The 20624-nt window shown below is 66.8% G+C and carries 21 protein-coding genes and 1 tRNA gene; 7 read left to right on the plus strand and 15 right to left on the minus strand.

From position 1 onward, the window contains the following. Positions 1-160 precede the first annotated feature (160 nt). The 6 genes from AC3A3G_RS08825 to ygfZ all read right to left on the minus strand — a co-directional run bounded on the left by AC3A3G_RS08825 (position 161) and on the right by ygfZ (position 3715). On the minus strand, positions 161-766 hold the full coding sequence (locus AC3A3G_RS08825; protein WP_200166030.1) for a DNA-3-methyladenine glycosylase I: 606 nt from the start codon (positions 764-766) through the stop codon (positions 161-163). A gap of 86 nt (positions 767-852) precedes the next feature. Continuing rightward, positions 853-1824, minus strand: a complete 972-nt coding sequence (locus AC3A3G_RS08830; RefSeq protein ID WP_487487992.1) for a TraB/GumN family protein — start codon at positions 1822-1824, stop codon at positions 853-855. Between the two features lie 118 nt (positions 1825-1942). Continuing rightward, positions 1943-2101, minus strand: a complete 159-nt coding sequence (locus AC3A3G_RS08835) for a hypothetical protein (RefSeq protein ID WP_487487993.1) — start codon at positions 2099-2101, stop codon at positions 1943-1945. Between the two features lie 53 nt (positions 2102-2154). Then, on the minus strand, positions 2155-2355 hold the full coding sequence (locus AC3A3G_RS08840) for a helix-turn-helix transcriptional regulator (RefSeq protein WP_046651697.1): 201 nt from the start codon (positions 2353-2355) through the stop codon (positions 2155-2157). Continuing rightward, positions 2352-2816 carry a hypothetical protein gene (locus tag AC3A3G_RS08845; protein ID WP_368924446.1) on the minus strand — a complete coding sequence of 155 codons (465 nt, stop codon included), beginning with the start codon at positions 2814-2816 and terminating at the stop codon, positions 2352-2354. Before AC3A3G_RS08845 ends, AC3A3G_RS08840 begins: the two co-directional genes overlap by 4 nt. 110 nt (positions 2817-2926) lie before the next feature. Beyond that, complete coding sequence (ygfZ, locus tag AC3A3G_RS08850; RefSeq protein WP_487487994.1) at positions 2927-3715, minus strand: CAF17-like 4Fe-4S cluster assembly/insertion protein YgfZ; 789 nt, start codon at positions 3713-3715, stop codon at positions 2927-2929. Between the two features lie 223 nt (positions 3716-3938). Between ygfZ and ppdK the strand changes: the two genes are divergently transcribed. The 3 genes from ppdK (at position 3939) to AC3A3G_RS08865 (ending at position 8254) form a co-directional block, all read left to right on the plus strand. Continuing rightward, positions 3939-6629: a pyruvate, phosphate dikinase gene (gene ppdK / locus AC3A3G_RS08855; RefSeq protein WP_487487995.1), complete on the plus strand. Its 2691-nt coding sequence runs from the start codon at positions 3939-3941 to the stop codon at positions 6627-6629. A gap of 352 nt (positions 6630-6981) precedes the next feature. Beyond that, positions 6982-7515 (plus strand): porin family protein, encoded by a 534-nt coding sequence (locus AC3A3G_RS08860; RefSeq protein ID WP_003165856.1) that lies wholly within the window; start codon positions 6982-6984, stop codon positions 7513-7515. 211 nt (positions 7516-7726) lie between these two features. After that, entirely contained in the window at positions 7727-8254 is a 528-nt protein-coding gene (locus tag AC3A3G_RS08865) for a porin family protein (protein ID WP_487487996.1), read from the plus strand. Positions 8255-8328: 74 nt separating this feature from the next. Here AC3A3G_RS08865 and AC3A3G_RS08870 read toward each other — a convergent pair whose 3' ends face one another. From AC3A3G_RS08870 to AC3A3G_RS08905, 8 genes are all read right to left on the minus strand, one after another. After that, positions 8329-8595, minus strand: a complete 267-nt coding sequence (locus tag AC3A3G_RS08870) for a hypothetical protein (RefSeq protein WP_087139307.1) — start codon at positions 8593-8595, stop codon at positions 8329-8331. 98 nt (positions 8596-8693) lie between these two features. Further along, positions 8694-9839, minus strand: a complete 1146-nt coding sequence (locus AC3A3G_RS08875; RefSeq protein ID WP_368924436.1) for a beta-ketoacyl-ACP synthase III — start codon at positions 9837-9839, stop codon at positions 8694-8696. 149 nt (positions 9840-9988) lie between these two features. After that, positions 9989-12052 carry a capsule polysaccharide biogenesis protein gene (locus tag AC3A3G_RS08880; RefSeq protein WP_487487997.1) on the minus strand — a complete coding sequence of 688 codons (2064 nt, stop codon included), beginning with the start codon at positions 12050-12052 and terminating at the stop codon, positions 9989-9991. Positions 12053-12123: 71 nt separating this feature from the next. After that, the gene (locus tag AC3A3G_RS08885; protein ID WP_487487998.1) at positions 12124-12942 is read right to left on the minus strand and encodes an HpcH/HpaI aldolase/citrate lyase family protein; all 819 of its coding nucleotides are present in this window, start codon (positions 12940-12942) and stop codon (positions 12124-12126) included. Further along, a complete protein-coding gene (locus AC3A3G_RS08890; protein ID WP_487487999.1) occupies positions 12942-13619 on the minus strand; it encodes an SDR family NAD(P)-dependent oxidoreductase in 678 nt (225 codons plus the stop codon). The genes AC3A3G_RS08885 and AC3A3G_RS08890 overlap by 1 nt, the downstream gene beginning before the upstream one ends. Before the next feature lie 63 nt (positions 13620-13682). Beyond that, on the minus strand, positions 13683-14576 hold the full coding sequence (locus tag AC3A3G_RS08895) for an ROK family protein (RefSeq protein ID WP_200166048.1): 894 nt from the start codon (positions 14574-14576) through the stop codon (positions 13683-13685). A 254-nt stretch (positions 14577-14830) separates the two neighbouring features. Beyond that, the gene (locus AC3A3G_RS08900; RefSeq protein ID WP_200166050.1) at positions 14831-15328 is read right to left on the minus strand and encodes a GAF domain-containing protein; all 498 of its coding nucleotides are present in this window, start codon (positions 15326-15328) and stop codon (positions 14831-14833) included. A gap of 20 nt (positions 15329-15348) precedes the next feature. After that, on the minus strand, positions 15349-16104 hold the full coding sequence (locus AC3A3G_RS08905) for a hypothetical protein (protein ID WP_487488000.1): 756 nt from the start codon (positions 16102-16104) through the stop codon (positions 15349-15351). A gap of 72 nt (positions 16105-16176) precedes the next feature. Between AC3A3G_RS08905 and AC3A3G_RS08910 the strand changes: the two genes are divergently transcribed. Continuing rightward, on the plus strand, positions 16177-16419 hold the full coding sequence (locus AC3A3G_RS08910; RefSeq protein ID WP_412877023.1) for a hypothetical protein: 243 nt from the start codon (positions 16177-16179) through the stop codon (positions 16417-16419). A gap of 770 nt (positions 16420-17189) precedes the next feature. Here the strand turns inward: AC3A3G_RS08910 and AC3A3G_RS08915 are convergent. Further along, positions 17190-17265 (minus strand) — tRNA-Ile (locus tag AC3A3G_RS08915). A 189-nt stretch (positions 17266-17454) separates the two neighbouring features. Between AC3A3G_RS08915 and AC3A3G_RS08920 the strand changes: the two genes are divergently transcribed. The 3 genes from AC3A3G_RS08920 to AC3A3G_RS08930 all read left to right on the plus strand — a co-directional run bounded on the left by AC3A3G_RS08920 (position 17455) and on the right by AC3A3G_RS08930 (position 20609). Then, entirely contained in the window at positions 17455-18213 is a 759-nt protein-coding gene (locus AC3A3G_RS08920; protein WP_487488001.1) for an SIMPL domain-containing protein, read from the plus strand. 151 nt (positions 18214-18364) lie between these two features. Further along, positions 18365-20164: a signal peptide peptidase SppA gene (gene sppA / locus AC3A3G_RS08925; RefSeq protein WP_487488002.1), complete on the plus strand. Its 1800-nt coding sequence runs from the start codon at positions 18365-18367 to the stop codon at positions 20162-20164. Positions 20165-20285: 121 nt separating this feature from the next. Further along, on the plus strand, positions 20286-20609 hold the full coding sequence (locus tag AC3A3G_RS08930; protein ID WP_412877079.1) for a hypothetical protein: 324 nt from the start codon (positions 20286-20288) through the stop codon (positions 20607-20609). The last annotated feature ends 15 nt before the right edge of the window (positions 20610-20624 follow it).

A 20624-nucleotide genomic window follows, 5' to 3' on the forward strand; every position in this document is an offset into this window, starting at 1 on the left:
AGGTAACAAGACGAGTGTGCTTGAACCGCGCAGCGGCCGAAAGCGCAGCTGAAGTTTGGACCTAGGATCGTTGTAATCTGGAGCTGACATCCATCGATGATGCTTTTCTAAACGGATGTCCGCAACGGGTCGTGGGCGGACAATCGCGAGTGTCCTGAAATCAGCCGTTGGCGGCGCCCATTTCACCCACCTCCCCATGCCGGAAGCACGTCGTCTGATGGTCGTTGACCATGCCGACGGCCTGCATGAAGGCGTAGGTGATCACCGGCCCGCAGAACTTGAAACCGCGCGCCTTCAGGGCCTTGGCCATGGCGAGGCTTTCGGCGGTCTGGGTCGGGGCTTCGCGGAAATGGCTCCACTGGTTCACCAGCGGTTGGCCGCCGACGAAGGACCAGAGCCAGGCCGAGAAATCCTCGCCGCTATCCCTCATGTCCAGCCAGATGCGGGCGCCGTTGATGGCCGCGTCGATCTTGGCGCCAGAGCGGATGATGCGCGGGTCGGTCAGCAGCCGCGCGCGGTCCGCCTCGCCATAGCGGGCGACGATCTCGGGGTCGAAGCCGTCGAAGGCCTCGCGCATCCCCTCGCGCTTTCTCAGGATGGTGATCCAGGCCAGCCCGGCCTGGAAGCCGTCCAGCACCAGCTTCTCCCACAGGGCGCGGGCGTCATACTCGGGTACGCCCCATTCGGTGTCGTGATAGGCGATGTAGAGCGGGTCCGTCGTCCCGCACCAGCCGCAGCGGCCTTCAGCCTTTTCGGATTCGGTCATGGCGCGATGTTGCTGGAATGTTCCGGCGGCGCAAGCGAAAAGGCCCGACGTTTCCGCCGGGCCTTCCTAGGGTGTTGCGGGGCGTCCTACAGTCGTTCGACCGTGAAGCCGCGCGCGGTCAGCATGTCGATGACGCTGTCCTGGTCGGCCAGGTGGGCGACGCCGACGGCGACGAAGGCCGAACCGGAGCCTTGCATCATCGTCTCGATCCGGTCGGCCCAGTCGGCGTTGCGGACGACCAGGGCGGCGCGGTGGATGTCTTCATGCACGTCGCGGGTGTCGAGGCGGTTCAGGCGTCCGACTTCGGCGGCGTCGCCTTTGAGCCAGGCGGCCACCGTCTGGTCCAGCTTGGGGACGATCTGGCCGCCGTTGCGGACGTAGTTGTTCAGATAGGCGATCTGAGCTTCTTCGCTCATGCCGGCGATCAGACGCAGCTGGCGGTCGGCGGTTTCGAAGCCATGGATGGTTTTGCCCTCGGCGCGGGCACGGTCCATCAGGGTCTTGTCGACCCCGGCTTCGGGGCGATAGCCGGCCTGCATCGGGGCCGTCCCAGCCACCATGAAGGCGGCCAGCCAGGGACGATAGGCGTCCAGCGCCGCGCCGTTGGCGCCGATGCCCTGGGCCGCCTTGTCGAAGGCGGCGAAGTCCTCGGCGCTCAGGATCGACGACAGGGGGCGGTCGGGGGTGACGCCGTGCTGCTGGGCGACGGCGGCGACGACGCTCGGGTCGTCCTGGTCCGCGACCTCGACCCAGAACTGGTCGGCGGCGGCGAAGGCGGCGTCCGCCTTGTCCGAGCCCCAGGCCGTGCCGGGCCGCAGATAGTGGACCGTGCCGAACAGATAGACGGTGGAGTCCGCGTCCTTGACCACCCACAGGGGCGGACCGGCGCCCTCGGCGCGGGGGACGGGAGCGACGGCGGGGGCGGGCGCCGCCTGTTCGGCGTGGGCGACGCCGGGCGCGGCGGCCAGGGCGGCGGAGGCGGCCAGGGCGGCCAGAAGGCCGGCGGCGAAGCGCGAGACATGGTTGGCCGATTGGCCCATGCGGTGAGCGAGGGTCATTACAGTGTCCTTGGATTGTATGGGGTTTCAGGCGTCGCAGGCGCGTCGGCGCGGGCGACGGAGGCAGGCGCTGCTCAGTCGAGAGGCTGGCCGCGGGAAGGCGAGGCGTGGAGAGGGATCAGCGGGCGGCGATCTGGGCGAGGGCGGCCGTCGGGGTTTCGACGGAGCGGCCGAAGGTCGGCACGGCCTGGACGGCCAGGCTGATCAGCAGGGCGCCGCAGACGCCCATGGCGAAGCCCGAGAAACGGTCGGCGGCGGTCGAGAACAGGTTGAACATGATGACGGTCCTTTGATTGCGATGGGTCGATTGAAGGAGAAGGGCAGGCGGGGTCAGGCGATGAAGATGGCTTCGATCGGCTGGCCGAAGAGGCGGGCGATGCGGAAGGCCAGCGGCAGGGACGGGTCGTAGCGGCCCTTCTCCAGCGCCTGGACGGTCTGGCGCGAGACGCCCAGGCGTTCGGCCAGGTCGGCCTGGGTCCAGTCGCGTTCGGCGCGAAAGACCTTGAGGCGGTTGATGAAGGCGCTGGTCATCGGCGGGCGATCCACCAGCCGCACCAGGCGATCCCGTAACCGACGGTCTGGGCGGCGAAGGCGGCGACGACGCCCAGGGCGATCAGGGCCGCGTCGGTGTGCGGCACGGCGGCGGGCGGCAGGTTCACCCCGGCCAGGGCGGCGATGACGACGGCCGCGCCGCCGACGACGAAGCCCAGGTTGCCGCCCCACCACCAGGCCCATTTGTGAGCCTCCTTGGCGGCCTCATCCAGACTGCGCCACCAGTAGAGGGTGTGCAGGGCCAGGAAGACGGCCAGTCCGGCGCCCAGGACGACCACGCCGATCGACGGCGCGCGGCCCCAGGCTTCGGGCCAGAACGGCGTGGCGGCGGTGGCGCTGACACCGACCACGGTCAGGGCGCACAGGGCGACGGTCAGGTCGTCCATCTTCTTCTTGTTGGCGGCGACGGCGCCAGCGGCGGTGGTGATTTGGGTGTTCATGACAAGCTCCCCTGTCGTGTTGACAAGTGAGCTTTACCAACGAGGGCGCATTTACGTCAAGCGACTTTTACATCACGACAAGCAGATTTTCCGTTTTGCTGGATTCCGCCTTACAAATCAGGGATCCAGCCGGGCTTCTCGACCCGCACGGGGCGACCCTCGACGGTCAGATCGCCGTCCATGCGGTCCAGCCGCATCAGGGCGATGGCCCGTCCCTCGGCGCCGGTCATGACTTCGCCGGCCCGCAGTTCGCCCTTCAGCACCTCCGCGCCGCGTTCGGGGGCGGGGCCGTCGAAGGCGATGGCCATCATGCGGTTCTTGATCGTGCCGCGCCGCTTCATGCGCGAGGTCGTCTCCTGGCCGATGAAGCAGCCCTTGTGGAAGTCGATGCCGTTCAGCAGGTCGAAGTCCGCCTCGATCGGATAGGTCTTGTCCATCAGCGCGTCCTGGGTCGGATCGGGCACGCCCAGGGCCAGGCGGTGCGCCTGCCAGTCGGCCTCCACTGCGTCGGTCTCGCTCTGATCGCCCCAGCGGCGGCCGCCCAGGTCGGGCAGGCGCGGGTCGGCGACGAAGCCCTCGGGAACGTCCGCGCCCCAGGCGACGAAGACTGCGTCGGGGATGGGCATGACCTCGACCTGGGCGCGCAGCTTGTAGAGGCTCAGCCGCTGGACCAGGGCGTCGCGCCGTTCGGCCGCGACGTCCAGGACGACACCGTCCTCCTCGCCCCAGATGAACAGGTCGAACAGCAGCCGTCCCGGCGGCGACAGCAGGGCGCCGAAGCGAAGCTCGCCCGGTTGCAACGTCTCCACGTCCTGGGTCAGCAGATTGTGCAGGAAGGGGCGGGCGTCGGGGCCGCTGACGCGGATCAGGGCGCGACTATCAAGACGGGCGATGGACATAAGGCCAAGATAGGCAGGACCGACCGCTTCCTCCAGTGCGTCACGCTGCGTCGTCGCCGCACTGGACGATACATCCTCTCACGGATTGTTACGCCTCCAGCCTCGCCTTCGCAGGTGCAGCGCGCTAGTGAGGGCCCTGTAGGGCGGGACTCATATATAACCCGCACACTTCTACATATGCGGGCTGCGACCCGCAGTCAGACCACGGTTCAGGAACTACGAAATGACCAAGTGGGTGTATGGTTTCGGCGGCGGGTCCGCTGACGGCGACGCTTCGATGAAGAACCTTCTCGGCGGCAAGGGCGCGAACCTGGCCGAGATGTCGTCTCTCGGCCTGCCGGTGCCCCCCGGCTTCACCATCACCACCGAGGTCTGCACCTGGTATTACGCCAACCAGGAAACCTATCCGACCGACCTGACCGATCAGGTCAAGGCCGCCCTGGCCCACGTCGAGGGCGTGGTGGGCAAGACCTTCGGCGACGCCGCCAACCCCCTGCTGGTGTCGGTGCGCTCGGGCGCCCGCGCCTCCATGCCGGGCATGATGGACACCGTCCTGAACCTGGGCCTGAACGACCAGACGGTCGAGGGCCTGGCCAAGCTGTCGGGCGACCGCCGCTTCGCCTTCGATTCCTATCGCCGCTTCATCACTATGTATTCCAACGTGGTGCTGGGCCTGGGCCACGACTATTTCGAAGAGGTGCTGGACGACCACAAGGATCGTCTGGGCGTCTCGGTCGACACCGAACTGACCGCCGAGAACTGGGAGAAGGTGGTCGCGGACTATAAGGCTCTGGTCGAGCGCGAACTGGGTAAGCCCTTCCCGCAGGATCCCCAGGCCCAGCTGTGGGGCGCCGTCGGCGCCGTGTTCGAAAGCTGGATGAACGACCGGGCGAAATTCTATCGCCGCATGCACGACATCCCCGAAAGCTGGGGCACGGCCGTCAACGTCCAGTCGATGGTGTTCGGCAACATGGGCGAGACCTCGGCCACCGGCGTTGCCTTCACCCGCAACCCCTCGACCGGCGAGAACAAGCTGTACGGCGAGTTCCTAATCAACGCCCAGGGCGAGGACGTGGTGGCGGGCATCCGCACGCCGCAGTCCCTGACCAAGGCGGGTCGCGAGGAGATGGGCGAGACGGCGCTGTCGATGGAAGAGGCGATGCCGCAGGTGTTCGCCCAGTTCGTCGACGTGGTGGGGCGGCTGGAAAGCCACTACCGCGACATGCAGGACATCGAGTTCACGGTCGAGCAGGGTCGTCTGTGGATGCTGCAGACCCGCAACGGCAAGCGCACGGCCAAGTCGGCGCTGAAGATCGCCGTGGACCTGGCCTCCGAAGGCGTCATCTCTCAGGACGAGGCCGTCAGCCGCGTCGAGCCGGGCGCGCTGGACCAACTGCTGCACCCGACGCTGGACCCGAAGGCGGCGCGTACTGTCGTCGCGGCGGGCCTGCCCGCCTCGCCGGGCGCGGCGACCGGCAAGATCGTCTTCGACGCCGATGAGGCCGAGCGTCTGGGCCAGAACGGCGACGCCGTCATCCTGGTCCGCGACGAGACGTCGCCGGAAGACATCCACGGCATGCACGCGGCGCGCGGCATCGTAACGGCGCGCGGCGGCATGACCAGCCACGCGGCGGTCGTGGCGCGCGGCATGGGTCGCCCTTGCGTCTCCGGCGCGGGCGAGATCGCCATCAATGAGAAGGCCGGAACCTTCACCGCGCGCGGCCGCACCTTCAAGGCGGGCGAGGTCATCACCATCGACGGCGGCAAGGGCGAGGTGCTGGACGGCGCCGTGGCCATGATCGAGCCGGAGCTGACGGGCGACTTCCAGACCCTGATGGGCTGGGCCGACGGCATTCGCCGCCTGAAGGTCCGCGCCAACGCCGAGACCCCGCTGGACGCTAAGACCGCGCGCGGTTTCGGCGCCGAGGGCATCGGCCTGTCGCGCACCGAGCACATGTTCTTCGACGAGGCCCGCATCGCCGCCGTGCGCGAGATGATCCTCGCCGACGACGAGGCGGGCCGCCGCGTGGCCCTGGCCAAGATCGCCCCGTTCCAGAAGGCCGACTTCGTCGAGTTGTTCACCATCATGAGCGGCCTGCCGGTGACGGTGCGTCTGTTGGACCCGCCGCTGCACGAGTTCATCCCGCACACCGACGCCGACATCGACGCCCTGGCGGCGACGCAGGGGCTGGACGCCGCCAAGCTGAAGCGCCGCGCCCGCGAACTGCATGAGACCAACCCCATGCTGGGCCACCGCGGCTGTCGCCTGGGCGTGGCCTATCCGGAAATCTACGAGATGCAGGTCCGCGCCATCCTCGAGGCGGCGCTGCAGGTGAAGGCGGCCTCGGGCGTCGCCCCGATCCCGGAGATCATGCACCCGCTGGTCGCCCTGGGTCTGGAGATGAAGTATCTGCGCGAACTGACCGACCGCACGGCCAAGGCCGTCTTTGCGGACGCCGGGGACAGTGTGGATTACCTGGTCGGCACCATGGTCGAACTGCCGCGCGCCGCCCTGCGCGCCGCCGATCTGGCCGAGTACGCCGAGTTCTTCAGCTTCGGCACCAACGACCTGACCCAGACGACCTTCGGCATCAGCCGCGACGATTCCGGCCACTTCCTGCAGGCCTATCTGGACAAGGGCATCTTCGAAACCGACCCCTTCGTCCGTCTGGACCAGAACGGCGTGGGCGACCTGATCCGCATCGCCGAGGAGCGGGGCCGTGCGGTCAAGCCGGGCATGAAGATGGGCATCTGCGGCGAGCACGGCGGCGACCCCGCCTCCATCGCCTTCTGCGAGACGGTCGGCCTCGACTACGTCTCCTGCTCGCCCTACCGCGTGCCGATCGCCCGTCTGGCGGCGGCCCAGGCCGCGCTGAGCGCGCGCTCGGGCGAGGAACGCGAAAAGGACCGCTGAGGGAGCTGACGCCTCTCCCTCCCCTTCATGGGGAGGGTGGTCGCGAAGCGACCGGGTGGGGAGGGCCGGCTGATCCCGGCCTCGACCTTGGCGCTTGATTTGCCTTGCCGCCCCCACCCGGCTTCGCCCTGCGGGCTCAGCCACCCTCCCCATGAAGGGGAGGGAGAAGAAACGCTCGCCTTTTTCATGTCGTAAAATAGTCATCCTTGACGGAACGCGGTGTGTGCTTCCGTTCGCACAGTCATCGACTGCTTCATCAAGCATAGGGAACGGCGCGGTGCGCTTGAGCTTTGTTTCTCCGCAAGGTGGTCAGGCCGGTCCTGCTCATCGCAATAAGGAGTGATTGAAGCTCATGCGTAACGTTATTCTCGCCGCTGCCGCCCTTTCTGTATTCGCCCTGCCGGCTGCGGCCCAGGTCGTGCAGCCGGGCGGCCCCACCTACTACGGCACGCTCGGCTATTCCCAGCTGGACCATTCGGATGGAAACCTGGGCGCCGTCACCGGCCGTCTGGGCGCCAAGTTCAACCCCTATTTCGGCGTCGAGGGCGAAGGCTCGATCGGGGTGAAGGACGACGACTTCACCATCGCCGGCGCCAAGGGCAAGATCGAGCACGACTATGATCTGGCCGCCTATGCGGTCGGCACCCTGCCGGTCACGCCGAACTTCGAACTGTTCGCACGCGGCGGCTACGGCACCACGCAGATGAAGGCCGAACTGGCCGGCGTCGAGCGCAAGGCCGACGGCGAAAGCTGGAACTACGGCGTCGGCGCCAACTACTACTTCGACGGCCAGAATGGCCTGCGCGGCGACTGGACCCGTCGCGACTTCACCGACGACGGCGGCGAAGTGGACGTCTATTCGGTCAACTACGTCCGTCGTTTCTGATCTGATTCCCGGCGGATCGGTTGGGCGCGCTCCCCGGCGGAGCGCGCCCTTTCTTTTGCGTCATTTAGGTAACGACGTGTGTGTCTTTTGCGTAACTAATGTTGTGTTTGGCCGCTTCGCCTATGGAACGAGTGTGAGGGCGCAACCATTTAAGCTTCGTTGGATAGGGCATGTGACCACAGAAGTCACATCATCTAAGGAGTATGAAATAATGCGTAACGTTTTTCTCGCCGCCGCCGCTGTGTCTGTTCTCGCCGCTCCGGCGTTTGCTCAATCGAACCCTGAACCGCGTGGCTATGGTTCGCTGGGTTACACGCACATGGAAGGCGATGCGGCCCAGACCGGCGCCGTGTCCGGCCGCCTGGGCGTCAACCTGAACCGCTATTTGGCCGTGGAGACCGAGGTCGGCGTGGGGGTCAAGGACAAGGACATCACCGTCGCCGGCGTCGACGGTCAGATCAAGCACGAGTGGGACGCGGCCGGTTATGTCGTGGGCAAGTATCCCGTCGGCGACAAGCTGGAGCTGTTCGCCCGCGGCGGCTACGGCCACACCGAGCTGAAGCAGGAGTTGGCCGGCTCTGAGAGCAAGGTCGGCGGCGACAGCTGGAACTACGGCGTCGGCGCCAACTACTACCTGGACGGCGTCAACGGCGTCCGCGCCGACTGGACCCGCCGCGACTTCCGCGACGATCGCGGCGAGGCTGACGCCTATTCGGTCAGCTACATCCGCCGCTTCTAAGCGCGGATGGTCTGAAATGACGAAGGCCCGCTCCAGTCGGAGCGGGCCTTTTTCGTTGCTCGGCCTTTAAATGGTCAGGCGACGCCCGGCGCCAGGGCCCAGCGCATCGATCCCTCGCCGAAGGGGCGGATGAAGAAGTCGCGATAGCGTTCGAACACCTCGATGATCTTCATCTTGAGGTCTTGAGTCACCGACTCGCCGCGTTGGCGCTTCAGCGCCGCGACGCAGTTGATCACCATGTCCTGATGGGCCGAACCGCCCATGCGTTGCAGCACCGTGGCCACGTCGTGCGCCAGCGGATCACTGAGTTTTTCAGCCCAAGGCAAAGCTGTCTGAGTCATTCGGGCGCCGTCCCCCCTGCTTCTCGACGCGATACGGTTTGCAAAAATTTCCGAACAGTGCAAGCGCCGCCGGAAATAATGATTCCTGTTCGGCGGGTTTATGGGCGCTTTTGCACAAAAACCGTGCCCGCCGAATAGCCTGCGCCGAAGCTGCAGATCAGGCCCGTCTCGCCCGGCGCAAAGCCGTCATTGTGCAGGTGGAAGGCGATGATCGACCCGGCCGAGGAGGTGTTGGCGTAGTCGTCCAGGATGATGACGTTCTCCTCGGGCTCGGGATCGCGGCCCAGCACCTTCTTGCCGATCAGGGTGTTCATGTTGATGTTGGCCTGGTGCAGCCACAGGCGCTTCAGCCCCTGCGTGTCCAGGTTCAGCTCGGCGGCGTGGTCCAGGATCATGGTCGACACCATCGGCACGACCTCCTTGAACACCTTGCGGCCCTGCTGGACGAACATCTTGTCGGTCAGGCCGTCGGACGAAACCGGTTCGTTGGCGTCGGTCGGCAGGGCGGCGCGGTTCAGGAAGCCGAAATTGTTGCGGATGTTGTTGGAGAAGCTGGTCTGAAGCTTCGTGCCCAGGATGTCCCAGCCGCCCGGTCCGGCCTGATCCTCGGCCTCGATGATGACGGCGGTGGCGACGTCGCCGAAGATGAAGTGGCTGTCGCGATCCTTGAAGTTCAGGTGCGCCGAACAGATTTCCGGGTTCACCATCAGCACGGCCTTGACCGAGCCGGAGGCCACGAAGTCCGCCGCCGTCTTGATGCCGAAGGTGGCGGAACTGCACGCCACGTTCATGTCGAAGGCGAAGCCCTCGATCCCCAGCGCCTGCTGCACCTCGATGGCCATGGCGGGGTAGGGGCGCTGCATGTTCGATGCGGCGCAGATGACGGCGCCGATCTCGCTGACCGGCTTGCCCCAGGCTCTGATGGCGTCCTCAGCGGCCTTCACCGCCATTTCGGCCAGGATGGACAGTTCGTCGTCGCCGCGCGCGGCCAGGTGCGGCAGCATCCGCTCGGGGTCGATGATCCCCGACTTGTCCATCACGTAGCGCGCCTTGATGCCCGAGGCCTTCTCGATGAAGGCTTCGGACGAGGGCGTCTTGGCCTCGATCTCTCCGGCGGCGATGGCCTCGGCGTTGGCGGCGTTCCAGCCTTCGGCCCAGGCGTTGTAGGCGCCGACCAGTTCCTCGTTCGAGATCGACTGTTCCGGCGTGAACAGGCCGGTGGCGGAGATGACGGCTTTTTGCACTGTGTAGTTCCCTGACGCTCGGCGCGCGGCGCCTCGCTGCATGAGGGAACATGGAGTCCCCGGCGCTCGACAAGTCTTATGTCGGCGCCTCGCGGCGAAGTTCGGGCGCCTCGCGGGCCGGACTCAGTCCGTTGCGATGACGAACGTCCTCAATAGGCCGGGGGAAGGCTGCGGTCGAGACTGGCCTTGATGCCGCGCCACCAGCGATTGACGCGGCCGCGCGGCGGGGCAGGCAGGGGGTGGTCGCGCGCGGCGATCAGGGCCTCGACCAGATCCTCGGCCTCGCAGGGCCAGCCGTCCGGCGTGACATAGACCGGATAGCCGATCAGGGCGGCGTGGATGACGCTCTGCAGACTGGCGCGGCGGGTGCGGCGCTCAAACGTCAGGCGGTCGTCGGTCAGCTCCCATCCGGCATAGAAGGGACGGCCATAGACGCTGACCGGCTTGCCCCGCATCAGGGCCTCGAACCCGGTCAGGGAGGTCAGGGTGGCCAGCCGGTCGCAGGCGTTCAGGCAGTCCACGATGTCCAGATCGTCGGCCGAGGCGTCGACCTCCTCCATCGCCGCATGGTCCAGCAGGCCGGGCCGGTTGCCCGCCGTCACGTCCGGATGGTTGCGATAGATCAGGAAGGCGTCCGGGTGATCCGCCCGCGCCGCCCTCACCAGCCCTGAGTTGGTGCGCAGGTCCGGCCCGCAGCCCATCAGGATCGAACGGTCGTTCTCGACCTGACCGACGACCAGCAGGATCGGCCTGTCTTTCGGCCAGTGCGCCGGGACGCCCGCGCCCTTCAGATTGTATTTCGACAGGCCCGCCTCGACCACCCGAACACGAAGCGCCTCGGCGCGTGCGGCCTGATCCGGCGACGGCTCGCCCGCTTCGATCAGGCTCTCCAGGCGGCTGGGCCGGGTCGGGTCGTAATAGACGCCCTGATCGTCCAGAGCGACGGACAGAGCGCCGAAGAAGTCGGAGCCCAAGCCGCGCGAGCGGATGAAGCCGTCCTCCATCCGCACGACCGGCCCTTCGAAGGCGTTGGCGGCGGCGCGGATCTGCGGCGTCTCCTTGCCGGCCCACCAGATCAGTCTGCCGCCCGTCGCCCGCGCATGGGCGACGGCGGCGCTGGAGCGCCAGAAATAGCGGACGCGGCCCTTGGGCGAGTTCAGCAGGCGACGCACCGGCGGCCGCTTGGCCGGGGCGAAGCCGACGGCCGCCCAGTCTCCCGCCAGCCGGTCGGCCCGATCGCGCAGGGCGATCAGCCGCTCCAGCGCCTGTTCGGCCTCGCACCGCTGGCCGGTCACTGGATCGACATAGCGGGTGTAGGCGATCAGGGCCGCCGCCGCGATCTGCTCCAGATCGCGCGCAACGCCGCGCCGTCCAGTCTGCACCGTATCGGTCGTCAACCCCCAGCCCGAATAGAAGGGCGCGCCGAAGCAGCGCACCGGCAGGCCCCTCAACAGCGCCTCGAACCCCAGCGCCGAGGTCACGACATAGACCGCGTCCACAGCCGCCAGCAGATCAGCGGGCCGCACGTCGGTGTCGATCAGGGTGACGCCCTGAAGCTGGTCCGCCGGTATGCAGCCCGACTTGCGCCCGGCCGCCACCGCTGGGTGGCGCTTGACGATCAACTGGGCGTCCGGCTCGTCGCGTCGGGCGGTCGCCAGCATGTCGGAGAAGCTGGCCTCGGTCGCCAGCCCATAGCCGATCGAGGCGTCGCCGAAGGTCTGGTCCACGATCAACACCCGGCGGCCGGGTTTCAGCAGGGCGGCGTCCAGCGGCCCGCCCATGTTGGTCTTGGACACGCCCGAGGCGACGATGCGGTCGATCAGGCCACGCGCGCGGGCCTTCATGGCGGCGTCGCACCAGTCGGGCGCGGTCTGGATCAGATGCTCCAGCCGACTGGGCCGGTTGGCGTCGTAATAGACGCCCAGGTCATCGACGATCAGGCTGAGGCTGGTCGCCCCGCTCTCGCCGATGCCGACCGAGCGCAGGAAGCCGTCCTCCAGCGCGATGTAAGGTTTGCCGTGCTTTGTCGCCCAGCGTCGGCCCGCCTCCGCCGTCGGCTTCATGCCCCAGCCGAGGACGGCCTCGATTGACGACCCCGGCAGGGCGGACAGGTCGTAATCGGGCAGGAAGGCGGAGAGGAACGGAACTTTCAGCACCCCCGGCGCACAGACCCAGGCGCGGGTTTTCGACGGGGGCGGAAGCGGTGCGGTCATGGGATGGTGTCTACGGTTTGTCGAGTCAGGGCGCCACCCCATGCTTCCTTCTCCCACAAGGGGAGAAGGGCTTAGAGGTGGGCCAGCAAATCCTGCGCCTGCTGCAGATGCAGCCGTTCCACCATCTCGCCCTCGACGCGGATGACGCCCAGTCCGGCGGCCTCGGGCGTGGCGAAGGCGGCGGCGACCTTGCGCGCCCATTCGATCTCGTCGAGCGAGGGGCCGAAGGCGGTGTTCGCGCCCTCGATCTGCGAAGGGTGGATCAGGCTCTTGCCGTCGAAGCCGTACAGCCGCCCCTGCGCGCATTCGGCGGCGAAACCCGCCTCGTCCCTGATGCGGTTGAACACGCCGTCGATGACGCTCAGGTTGTTGGCGCGGGCGTGGGCCACGATCGCCGCCAGCCACGGCTTCAGCGGTTCGCGATCCGGCGCTGGGCCGGTCTTCAGATCCTTGGCCAGATCGTTGACGCCCAGCATCAGGCCGCTCAAGGCCCCGTCCGCCCCGGCGATATCGCGCAGGTCCACCAAGGCGCGCGGCGTCTCGATCATGGCCCACAGATCGACGCCGGGGCGCAGCGCCGCCGACAGGGCGTGAACCATGGCCGCGCTCTCGACCTTGGGCGCGACGATCAGGTCGACGGGGGCGTCACGCAGGGCCTTCAGGTCGTCGGCGCCCCAGGGCGTGTCCAGACCGTTGATCCGCACGCCGAGACGCGGGCCGAAGCCGCCCTCATGCGCTGCCGCGACGGCCGCCGCGCGGGCGTCCGCCTTCATTTCAGGCGCGACGGCGTCCTCCAGGTCCAGCACCGCCACGTCGCAGGGCAGGGTGCGGGCCTTCTCGACGGCTCGCGCATTCGAGGCGGGCAGGTAGAGGACGCTGCGCGCGCGCATCAGACCTTGCCCGTGACGGGGATCAGGGCGCCCGTCACGGCTCGCGCCTCGGGCGAGGCCAGGAACAGGATGACGGCGGCCAGATCGGCGGGCGCGACCCATTTGGCCGGATCGGCGCCCGGCATGTCGGCGCGGTTGGCCGCCGTGTCGATGATGGAGGGCAGGACGGCGTTGACCGTCACCGAGGTCGATTTCAGTTCCTCGGCCAGAGCCTCGGTCAGGCGGTGGACCCCGGCCTTGGAGGCGGCGTAGGCGCCCATGCCGTGCCCGGCCTTCACAGCGCCGTTGGCGCCGACATTGACGATGCGGCCCTCAGGTGAGGTTTTCAGATGGGGCAGGGCGGCGCGGCTGGCGTTCAGCGTCGTCTTGACGTTGAGGGCGTGCATCCGGTCCCACTCCTCGCCGTCGCCCTCGACTGGGCTCCAGATGAAGCCGCCGGCGATGTTGAGCAGGGCGTCCAGACGGCCGTAATGGGCGACGACGGCCTCGATCGCCCCCTTGGCCTGAGCAGGATCGGTCAGATCGACGCCGCCGATCTCCAGTACGCCCTCGGGGACGGCGTGGCCGCTGGCGTGGTCGATGACGGCGATGGTCCAGCCGGCGGCCTGCACCGCCTCGACCACCGCCCGACCCAGGGCGCCGTGCCCGCCGGTGATTGCTGCAACCCGTTCGCCCATCGTCTCGCTCCTGAATGGTTCGGCGCGGACCATAGCGGGGCGTGCGGCTTGATCAATCGCGGATCAGGTGTCCCACAGCCGCGCGGCGCCGCGCACGCCCGAGGAATCGCCCCACTTCGCCGGAACGATCCGTCCGTCCCAGTGGTCGGAGAAGACATGGCGCGCCACGACGGCGGGCAGGCGGTCGTAGAGCTCGCCCACGTTCGACATGCCGCCGCCCAGCACGAAGACTTCCGGGTCGGCCAGATTGACCACCATGGCCAGAGCCCGTCCCAGTCGGTCGATGTAGCGGTCGAGGGCGGCGACAGCCTGCGCATCGCCTGCGCGGGCGGCGTCGACGATGGCCTGCGCCGCCCATGCCCGGCCGGTTGTCGCTTGATGGTCGCGCTGGAAGCCCGTGCCGGAAATCCATGTTTCCAGACAGCCGTTCAGGCCGCACCAGCAGGCGGGGCCGGGCGCCTCTTCCGCCGAAGGCCAGGGCAGGGAGATGTGGCCGATCTCGGCGGCGACGCCATGCGCGCCCTCGACCAGCTTGCCGTCGATGACCAGTCCGCCGCCGCAGCCGGTGCCCAGGATGACGCCGAACAGGCTGGCGGCGCCTGCGCCTGCGCCATCGGCGGCCTCGGACAGGGCCAGACAGTTGGCGTCGTTGGCCAGCCGCACCGGGCGGCCCAGCGCGGCTTCGAGATCGTCGGCCAGAGGGCGGTCGTTCAGGTAGGTGGAGTTGGCGTTGCGGATCAGGCCGGTGCGCGGCGAGGGCGAGCCGGGAATGGCCAGACCGAGGGATTGCGCGGGGCCGATCTCGGCTTCGACCCGCGCGATCAGGTCGGCGACCAAGTCGAGGGCGGCGTTATAGGTTCCGGGGTTCGGTTGCCGGATGCGCGCGGCGAAGGCCCCGGACGCATCCAGTGCCGCCGCCTCGATCTTGGTGCCGCCGAAGTCGATTCCGATCCGCATGAAGGGGAGGTAGCACGAGCGCAGGCGAGCGTCGTGTGCGGAACTCTCTCCCGATGGGAGAGGGCTTGAGCCTCCAGGAGCCGGAGGCGACTGGCACAGGCGAAAGGGTGAGGGTTCAGCCCTGTCAGTCGGCGTCAGCCGTCGCGCGACGGCCTTCGGCCGACTTCCCCCGAGAACCCTCACCCTTTCGCGCAAGTACGATCGCTGCGCTCTCGTGCGCTCAAGCCCTCTCCCATCGGGAGAGGGGATAGGCCTCACCCCGCTGCGAACACCTTGGCCATCAGCCGTTCCAGCGCCGCCGCGTCCACGGCGTCGAAGGCGGCCGTCTCGGTCGCGTCCACGTCCAGCACGGCGATCAGCCCGCCCGCTGCGTCCAACACCGGAACCACGATCTCGCTGGCCGAGCGGCTGTCGCAGGCGATGTGGCCGGGGAAGGCGTGGACGTCCTCCACGATCTGAGTCTCGCGCGTCTTGGCCGCCGCGCCGCAGACGCCGCGCCCGAACGGGATGCGCAGGCAGCCCAGCGTGCCCTGATACGGGCCGACCACCAGTTCGTCGCCCTTGGCCGCGTCCACGACGTAGAAGCCGGTCCAGAAGAAGACGGGAAAGGCGTCGGCCAGCATCGACGCCACCGTCGCCATGCGCGCCGTCAGGTTCGGCTCGCCGTCCAGCACGGCCAGGACTTCGGCCTCGACCTCGGCGTAGCGTTCGGCCTTGTCGGCGGGGCGGTCGTCACGGGCGACGTAGGACATCAGGCAAGGCTCAACGCAGTCTAGGGAACGGTATAGTCGCCGCAGTCAGGCAACGGCGCGTCGGGAACATAGGCCTTCGTCGCCGGATCGAAAGTGAAGACGCGGCGCACGCTGCATTCGGCGTCGACGGCCTTGACCAGATCCTTCGGCTTCAGCGGCGGCTTGGCGAGCGAGTCCTCATTGCGCGACACCCGGCCGGGGAAGGTGGTCGCGGTGGAGGCGTAGGTCAGGCGCGGCGGGAAGGCGTCGCCCTCGGCCTTCAGCTCGGCGGCGAACTCATATTCGTCATGACAGGCCCCGGCGCGCTGCTTCATGTCCTCTTCGCCGAAGCAGGCGCGGATCATCAGCGACCCGGACAGGGGGACCGTCAGGATCTCCTGCGGCGCCGCGCCCGGCGTGAACCGCACCAGCGTCCGATAGGACGACATGCCGCCGCCGCCCGAATACATGGCTTGCAGCTCCATGTCGGCGCCGAGGATGACGTCGTCGCTTTCCGCGCGACGCAGGATGGCGCCCGGTCTCCAGAAGCCTTCCGAGTTCTCGCTCTCGATGAGGTGGGAGGCCACGGGCGCCCGCTCGCCGGGCAGGCCGTCATAGAGGCGCAGCACCTGACGCTCCTGGGTCTCGTCCGTCTCGATCAGGGCGCACCAGCGGCGATCGACGGTGCAGGCGGGGATGACCTCGCCCTGAGCGGCGGCCGGAATCGGCTCCAGAGTCTCGAAGGCGGGCGTCTGGACGATGGCGGCCAGGATGGCGCTGAGCAGAGGAGGGGTCATGAAACGGAACTCGGCGTCGAATGATCCCGGCGATGGTAAACCAGACCGCCGGTTGATGGCGAGCGATCGCCGATGATCAATCAAAACATGCGCGGCTATGAGTGCTTTTGGGGTTCAGCAGCTGAGCTAGCCGGCTTGATGCGCGATATCCGCAATCTATTCAGTAACTCGCCTAAAATCTTCGTCGTCTCTGACGGCAATTGCGACGTGGACCGTGCCAGTGGTCCGGTCCAATCACCGACGACGTACACAGCCTTTATCGGTCACGGCGTCTTGATCCTGACGGATATCATCAGACTTGAATCTCAAGCCTGATGGTGGTGTTTACGATTGAATATCGTTGGTATATTAATTTTCACGCAACTGTGGAGGGGGTGTGATGTTTTTGGCAACGCTGTTAGCTGTAGCGATCGCGCAAGAATATGCAGGTCGAGGTCCCATTTGATCAAAACCACTATATTGACCCAAGTGCGCCGCCATTTTCGGATCAGGCTGTCTACCTAGACGATCCGCTGTCGCCGGGCGTGGAGGATCCTATTATTGTCGCCTTTGCAGTTCGGCCTGGTACGAGATACACGTCAACAAATGCAAGCGGAGGTAGTGTTACGTTCACGTTGACCGCACCTGCGCGAGTGACCGTATCAATCCCACTTAATGAGTCGGCAGACGGCGGTTTTGGGTACGGGAACATCCTTTAGGGGTGTCGATCGGAACCGTAGCGGTATTCCAGATCTCCTTGAAGGCAGGGAGATTGTTATCAGTCCCTTGCAAGGCTAGGGCAATTGAAGAAAATTAATATCATAAGTCGGCGGCCTTCAATCGCTTCTGCGTCGTTTTTGGCTGGAGCAATTTCAATTTTATTGAGCGTTCTTCTATATGTTGTTGTCCGGCATTTTTTCTATGAATATTGGTTTTCTTTTTTCATTCTTGGAAATATTTATTTGCTTTCTTGTTTATCATATATTTCTATTGTTTTGATGTTTGTTGGCGTTTTTCTTGTTTCTTGCGCGGGTTTTATTAGATTTCTGCATAGGTAATTCTCAAATTGTATTTAAGAATATTTGATTTTGATCTGACTTTTCGATTGGTAGGCCCGGAGGGACTCGAACCCCCAACCAGACCGTTATGAGCGGTCGGCTCTAACCATTGAGCTACGGGCCCCCGAAGCACACGAAGGCGTGCCTAGCAGGCGGCGCGGCGGCTGCAAAGCCGCCTTGGACCTGTCGCGCTTTTCACGCCGATGAACGGAACCTGCACAGGGGGCTTTTGCGTTCGTTCAGCTTGAAACGGTCAAGTTAGGCCGTGGCTGGCGAACACGTCCGCCCAAACGAATTCGACGGAGACCTCGTAATGACCCGCACCGCACGCGCTCTGATGCTGGGCACGGCCCTGATGACCTTGGCGGCGCCGGCCGTCGCGTCCGCCCAATCCCAGCCCGGCGGCTCTTCCCCGATGCAGGTGCACGCCATGGCTCAACAACCCGCCCTGAACCTGTCGGCCTACGGCGAGGTCAAGGTCGCGCCGGATCAGGCGACGATCAACTTCGGCGTGGTGACCGAGGCCCCGACGGCCCAGGAGGCCATGGCCCAGAACGCCCAGCAGATGACCCGCGTGGTCGCCGTCCTGCGCCGCGCCGGGATCGTCGAGCGCGACATCCAGACCTCGGGCCTGAACCTGTCGGCGCAATATGACTATCAGCAGAACGAGCCGCCCAAGCTGCGCGGCTACCAGGCCTCGAACCGGGTTACGGTGACGATCCAGGATCTGAGCAAAGTCGGGACGACCGCCGACGCCGTGGTCGCAGCGGGCGTCAACCAGATCGACGGCATCGGCTTTGGTCTGAAGGATCCGAAGGCGGCTGAGGATCAGGCTCGCGTGCTGGCCGTGCGCGCCCTGCAGGACAAGGCGCGTCTGTACGCCCAGACCCTGGGCGTCGACCTGGGGCCGGTGCGCTCCCTGACCGAGGGCGGCGGCTATGCCCCCGAGGTGCGGCCGCAGGCCATGTACGCCCGCGTCGCCATGGACGCCGGCGGCGCCTCGACCCCGGTCTCGGCCGGCGAGCTGACGGTCCGCATCGACATCAGCGGAACCTACGACATCGGCCGCTGATCGCGACCTTGCGATGAATGAGAAGGGCTCGCCGGCGACGGCGGGCCCTTTTTGATGGGTTTATTACCGTCCGTTCATTTGACGCGCCGGGCGCGGCCTCTATCCTCATTCTTGGCCGCCTCTGGCCGCGATCCTGGACGTCCGCCTTTCCATGAAGCAGTTCTTCCTCACCATGCTGGGCGTTTTCGCCGGGCTTGTGGCCTTCTTCGTCGTACTGCCGGTGGTGGCGCTGATCTTCTTCGCCATGGCGGCCGGGGCCTCCAAGCCGACGACGCCCGCCCATACCGTGCTGGAGCTGGACCTGCGCAGCGGCCTGACCGACCAGACGCCGATCAACCCCTTCGCGGCCTTCAGCGGCCCTAGCCTGTCGGTGGTTCAGGTCGTGGACGTGCTGGCTCAGGCGACGGCCGACGACAACGTCAAGGTTCTGCTGGTGCGCGCGCCGGAAGCCGGCATGACGCCCGCCTCGGCCGATGAAGTGCGTCAGGCGATCGCCCGCTTCCGCGCCTCGGGCAAGACGGTGATCGCGCACAGTCAGGGCTTCATGCCCGTGGGCGCGGTGATGTCCAGCTATATGGTCGCCTCCAGCGCCGATCAGCTGTGGCTGCAGAACACCGCCGGCTTCCAGGCCGTGGGTCTGGCGGCGGACAGCGTCTTCCTGGGCCGCGCCTTCGAGAAGTATGGCGTCAAGGCCGACTTCGAGCAGCGCTACGAATACAAGAACGCCGTCAACGAATTCACGCAGAGCGACTTCACCGCCCCGCACCGCGAGGCCATGCTGGCCTGGATGGGCTCCATCTACGACAGCGCCGTCGCCAGCATCGCCCGCGATCGCAAGACCACGCCCGAGGCCCTGAAGGCCATCGTCGAGGCCGGTCCCTATACGGCGGATCAGGCCCTGTCGCTGAAGCTGGTCGACAAGATCGGCCAGGTCGAGGAAGCTGAGGCCGCCGCCAAGACCAAGGCCGGCAAGAACGCCAAGATCGTGAAATTCGGCGAATACGCCTCGCTGAAGGGGACGCGCACGACCTCGGGTTCGGGCTCGGCCAAGTCGGCCATCGCCATCGTCGGCGGCGAGGGCGCCATCATGACCGGCCGCGGCGCCAATGACTCGCCCTTCGGCGGCGGCTCCATGATCCGTTCAGACGACACGGCCAAGGCCATCTATGAGGCCATCGAGGACAAGGACGTGAAGGCCATCGTCTTCCGCGTCTCTTCGCCGGGCGGTTCGCCGGAAGCGTCGGAACAGGTTCTGGCCGCCGTGCGCGCGGCCAAGGCGGCGGGCAAGCCGGTGGTGGTGTCGATGGGCGCCTATGCCGCGTCCGGCGGTTACTGGATCAGTTCGGAGGCCGACTGGATCGTGGCCCAGCCCTCGACCCTGACCGGCTCGATCGGCGTGTTCGGCGGCAAGTTCGTGCTGGCCGACGCTCTGGGCCGTTTCGGCGTCGACATGCGCGGCCTGTCGGTCGGCGGCGACTACGCCGACGCCTTCTCGCCGACGCAGGGCTTCGACCAAGGGCAGCGCGCGGCCTTCGCCGCCTCGATGGACCGCATCTACGAAGAGTTCGTCGCCCGCGTGGCCAAGGGGCGCAAGCTGCCGGTCGAGCGTGTGCGCGAGATCGCCAAGGGCCGCGTCTGGACCGGCGCTCAGGCGCACGGCCTGGGTCTGGTCGATCAGCTGGGCGGTCTGGAAGAGGCCGTGGCCAAGGCGCGCCAGCTGGCCAAGATCCCGTCGTCCGAGACCGTTCGCTTCAAGCGCTTCCCGCAGCCGCAGACGCCTTGGGAGGCCCTGGCGACCGCCTTCGGCGCCTCGGGCCAGGCGGCTGAAGCCATGGTCAAGGTCGGCCAGGTGATGGGCGATCCCGCCGCCCAGGCCATGCTGAACCGCGTCGAGACCGACCGGATGCGCAGCCGCGGTTCGGTGGTCCTGGCGGATCAGCCGGCCTTCTAAAGCTTCGCCGGGACAACAAATGTGACTGGTGCGTGATGTCGCAGTGCATTGACCGTTCAGGTCGATGGACCGACATTGCGCCTGAGGCGTTCATCAGGACGCTGAGAGAGGCTTTGAGTTCATGATCAACTCCGACCCGATGAGCCAGCTGGGTTTCAATGCGCGCCGTCGGCCCGGTTCCGGCCTGCTGGCGCCCTTCGTCTGGGTCGCGGGCCTGATCGCCACCGCCCTGGCCGTCACGGTCGGCGCCCTGCTGGCCGTCTTCACCGCCGCCGCCGTGGCCATGATCGCCCTGGTGGCGGGCGTGCTGGTCTTCTTCGCCGGTTTCGCCCTGCGCGCCCGTCGCGCCATGACGGCGCGTCGTCGTCGCGACGACGGCGTCATCGACGCCAAGAAGGTGGGCGACACCTGGGTGGCCTACGGCTGGGAAAAGGACGGGCGTTGATCGCCCGCCTCATGA

Source organism: Brevundimonas sp. Soil_N_31 (assembly GCF_057655995.1).

Bases quoted from the DNA above. Each gene is read 5' to 3' on its own strand.
- AC3A3G_RS08880 (WP_487487997.1), bottom strand. From the start codon at position 12,052: ATGACCGCACCGCTTCCGCCCCCGTCGAAAACCCGCGCCTGGGTCTGT.
- AC3A3G_RS08905 (WP_487488000.1), bottom strand. From the start codon at position 16,104: ATGACCCCTCCTCTGCTCAGCGCCATCCTGGCCGCCATCGTCCAGACG.
- sppA (WP_487488002.1), top strand. From the start codon at position 18,365: ATGAAGCAGTTCTTCCTCACCATGCTGGGCGTTTTCGCCGGGCTTGTG.
- AC3A3G_RS08860 (WP_003165856.1), top strand. From the start codon at position 6,982: ATGCGTAACGTTATTCTCGCCGCTGCCGCCCTTTCTGTATTCGCCCTG.
- AC3A3G_RS08885 (WP_487487998.1), bottom strand. From the start codon at position 12,942: ATGCGCGCGCGCAGCGTCCTCTACCTGCCCGCCTCGAATGCGCGAGCC.
- AC3A3G_RS08840 (WP_046651697.1), bottom strand. From the start codon at position 2,355: ATGACCAGCGCCTTCATCAACCGCCTCAAGGTCTTTCGCGCCGAACGC.
- AC3A3G_RS08930 (WP_412877079.1), top strand. From the start codon at position 20,286: ATGATCAACTCCGACCCGATGAGCCAGCTGGGTTTCAATGCGCGCCGT.
- AC3A3G_RS08830 (WP_487487992.1), bottom strand. From the start codon at position 1,824: ATGACCCTCGCTCACCGCATGGGCCAATCGGCCAACCATGTCTCGCGC.
- AC3A3G_RS08920 (WP_487488001.1), top strand. From the start codon at position 17,455: ATGACCCGCACCGCACGCGCTCTGATGCTGGGCACGGCCCTGATGACC.
- AC3A3G_RS08895 (WP_200166048.1), bottom strand. From the start codon at position 14,576: ATGCGGATCGGAATCGACTTCGGCGGCACCAAGATCGAGGCGGCGGCA.
- AC3A3G_RS08865 (WP_487487996.1), top strand. From the start codon at position 7,727: ATGCGTAACGTTTTTCTCGCCGCCGCCGCTGTGTCTGTTCTCGCCGCT.
- AC3A3G_RS08845 (WP_368924446.1), bottom strand. From the start codon at position 2,816: ATGAACACCCAAATCACCACCGCCGCTGGCGCCGTCGCCGCCAACAAG.
- ppdK (WP_487487995.1), top strand. From the start codon at position 3,939: ATGACCAAGTGGGTGTATGGTTTCGGCGGCGGGTCCGCTGACGGCGAC.
- AC3A3G_RS08910 (WP_412877023.1), top strand. From the start codon at position 16,177: ATGATCAATCAAAACATGCGCGGCTATGAGTGCTTTTGGGGTTCAGCA.
- AC3A3G_RS08900 (WP_200166050.1), bottom strand. From the start codon at position 15,328: ATGTCCTACGTCGCCCGTGACGACCGCCCCGCCGACAAGGCCGAACGC.
- AC3A3G_RS08825 (WP_200166030.1), bottom strand. From the start codon at position 766: ATGACCGAATCCGAAAAGGCTGAAGGCCGCTGCGGCTGGTGCGGGACG.
- ygfZ (WP_487487994.1), bottom strand. From the start codon at position 3,715: ATGTCCATCGCCCGTCTTGATAGTCGCGCCCTGATCCGCGTCAGCGGC.
- AC3A3G_RS08835 (WP_487487993.1), bottom strand. From the start codon at position 2,101: ATGTTCAACCTGTTCTCGACCGCCGCCGACCGTTTCTCGGGCTTCGCC.
- AC3A3G_RS08890 (WP_487487999.1), bottom strand. From the start codon at position 13,619: ATGGGCGAACGGGTTGCAGCAATCACCGGCGGGCACGGCGCCCTGGGT.
- AC3A3G_RS08870 (WP_087139307.1), bottom strand. From the start codon at position 8,595: ATGACTCAGACAGCTTTGCCTTGGGCTGAAAAACTCAGTGATCCGCTG.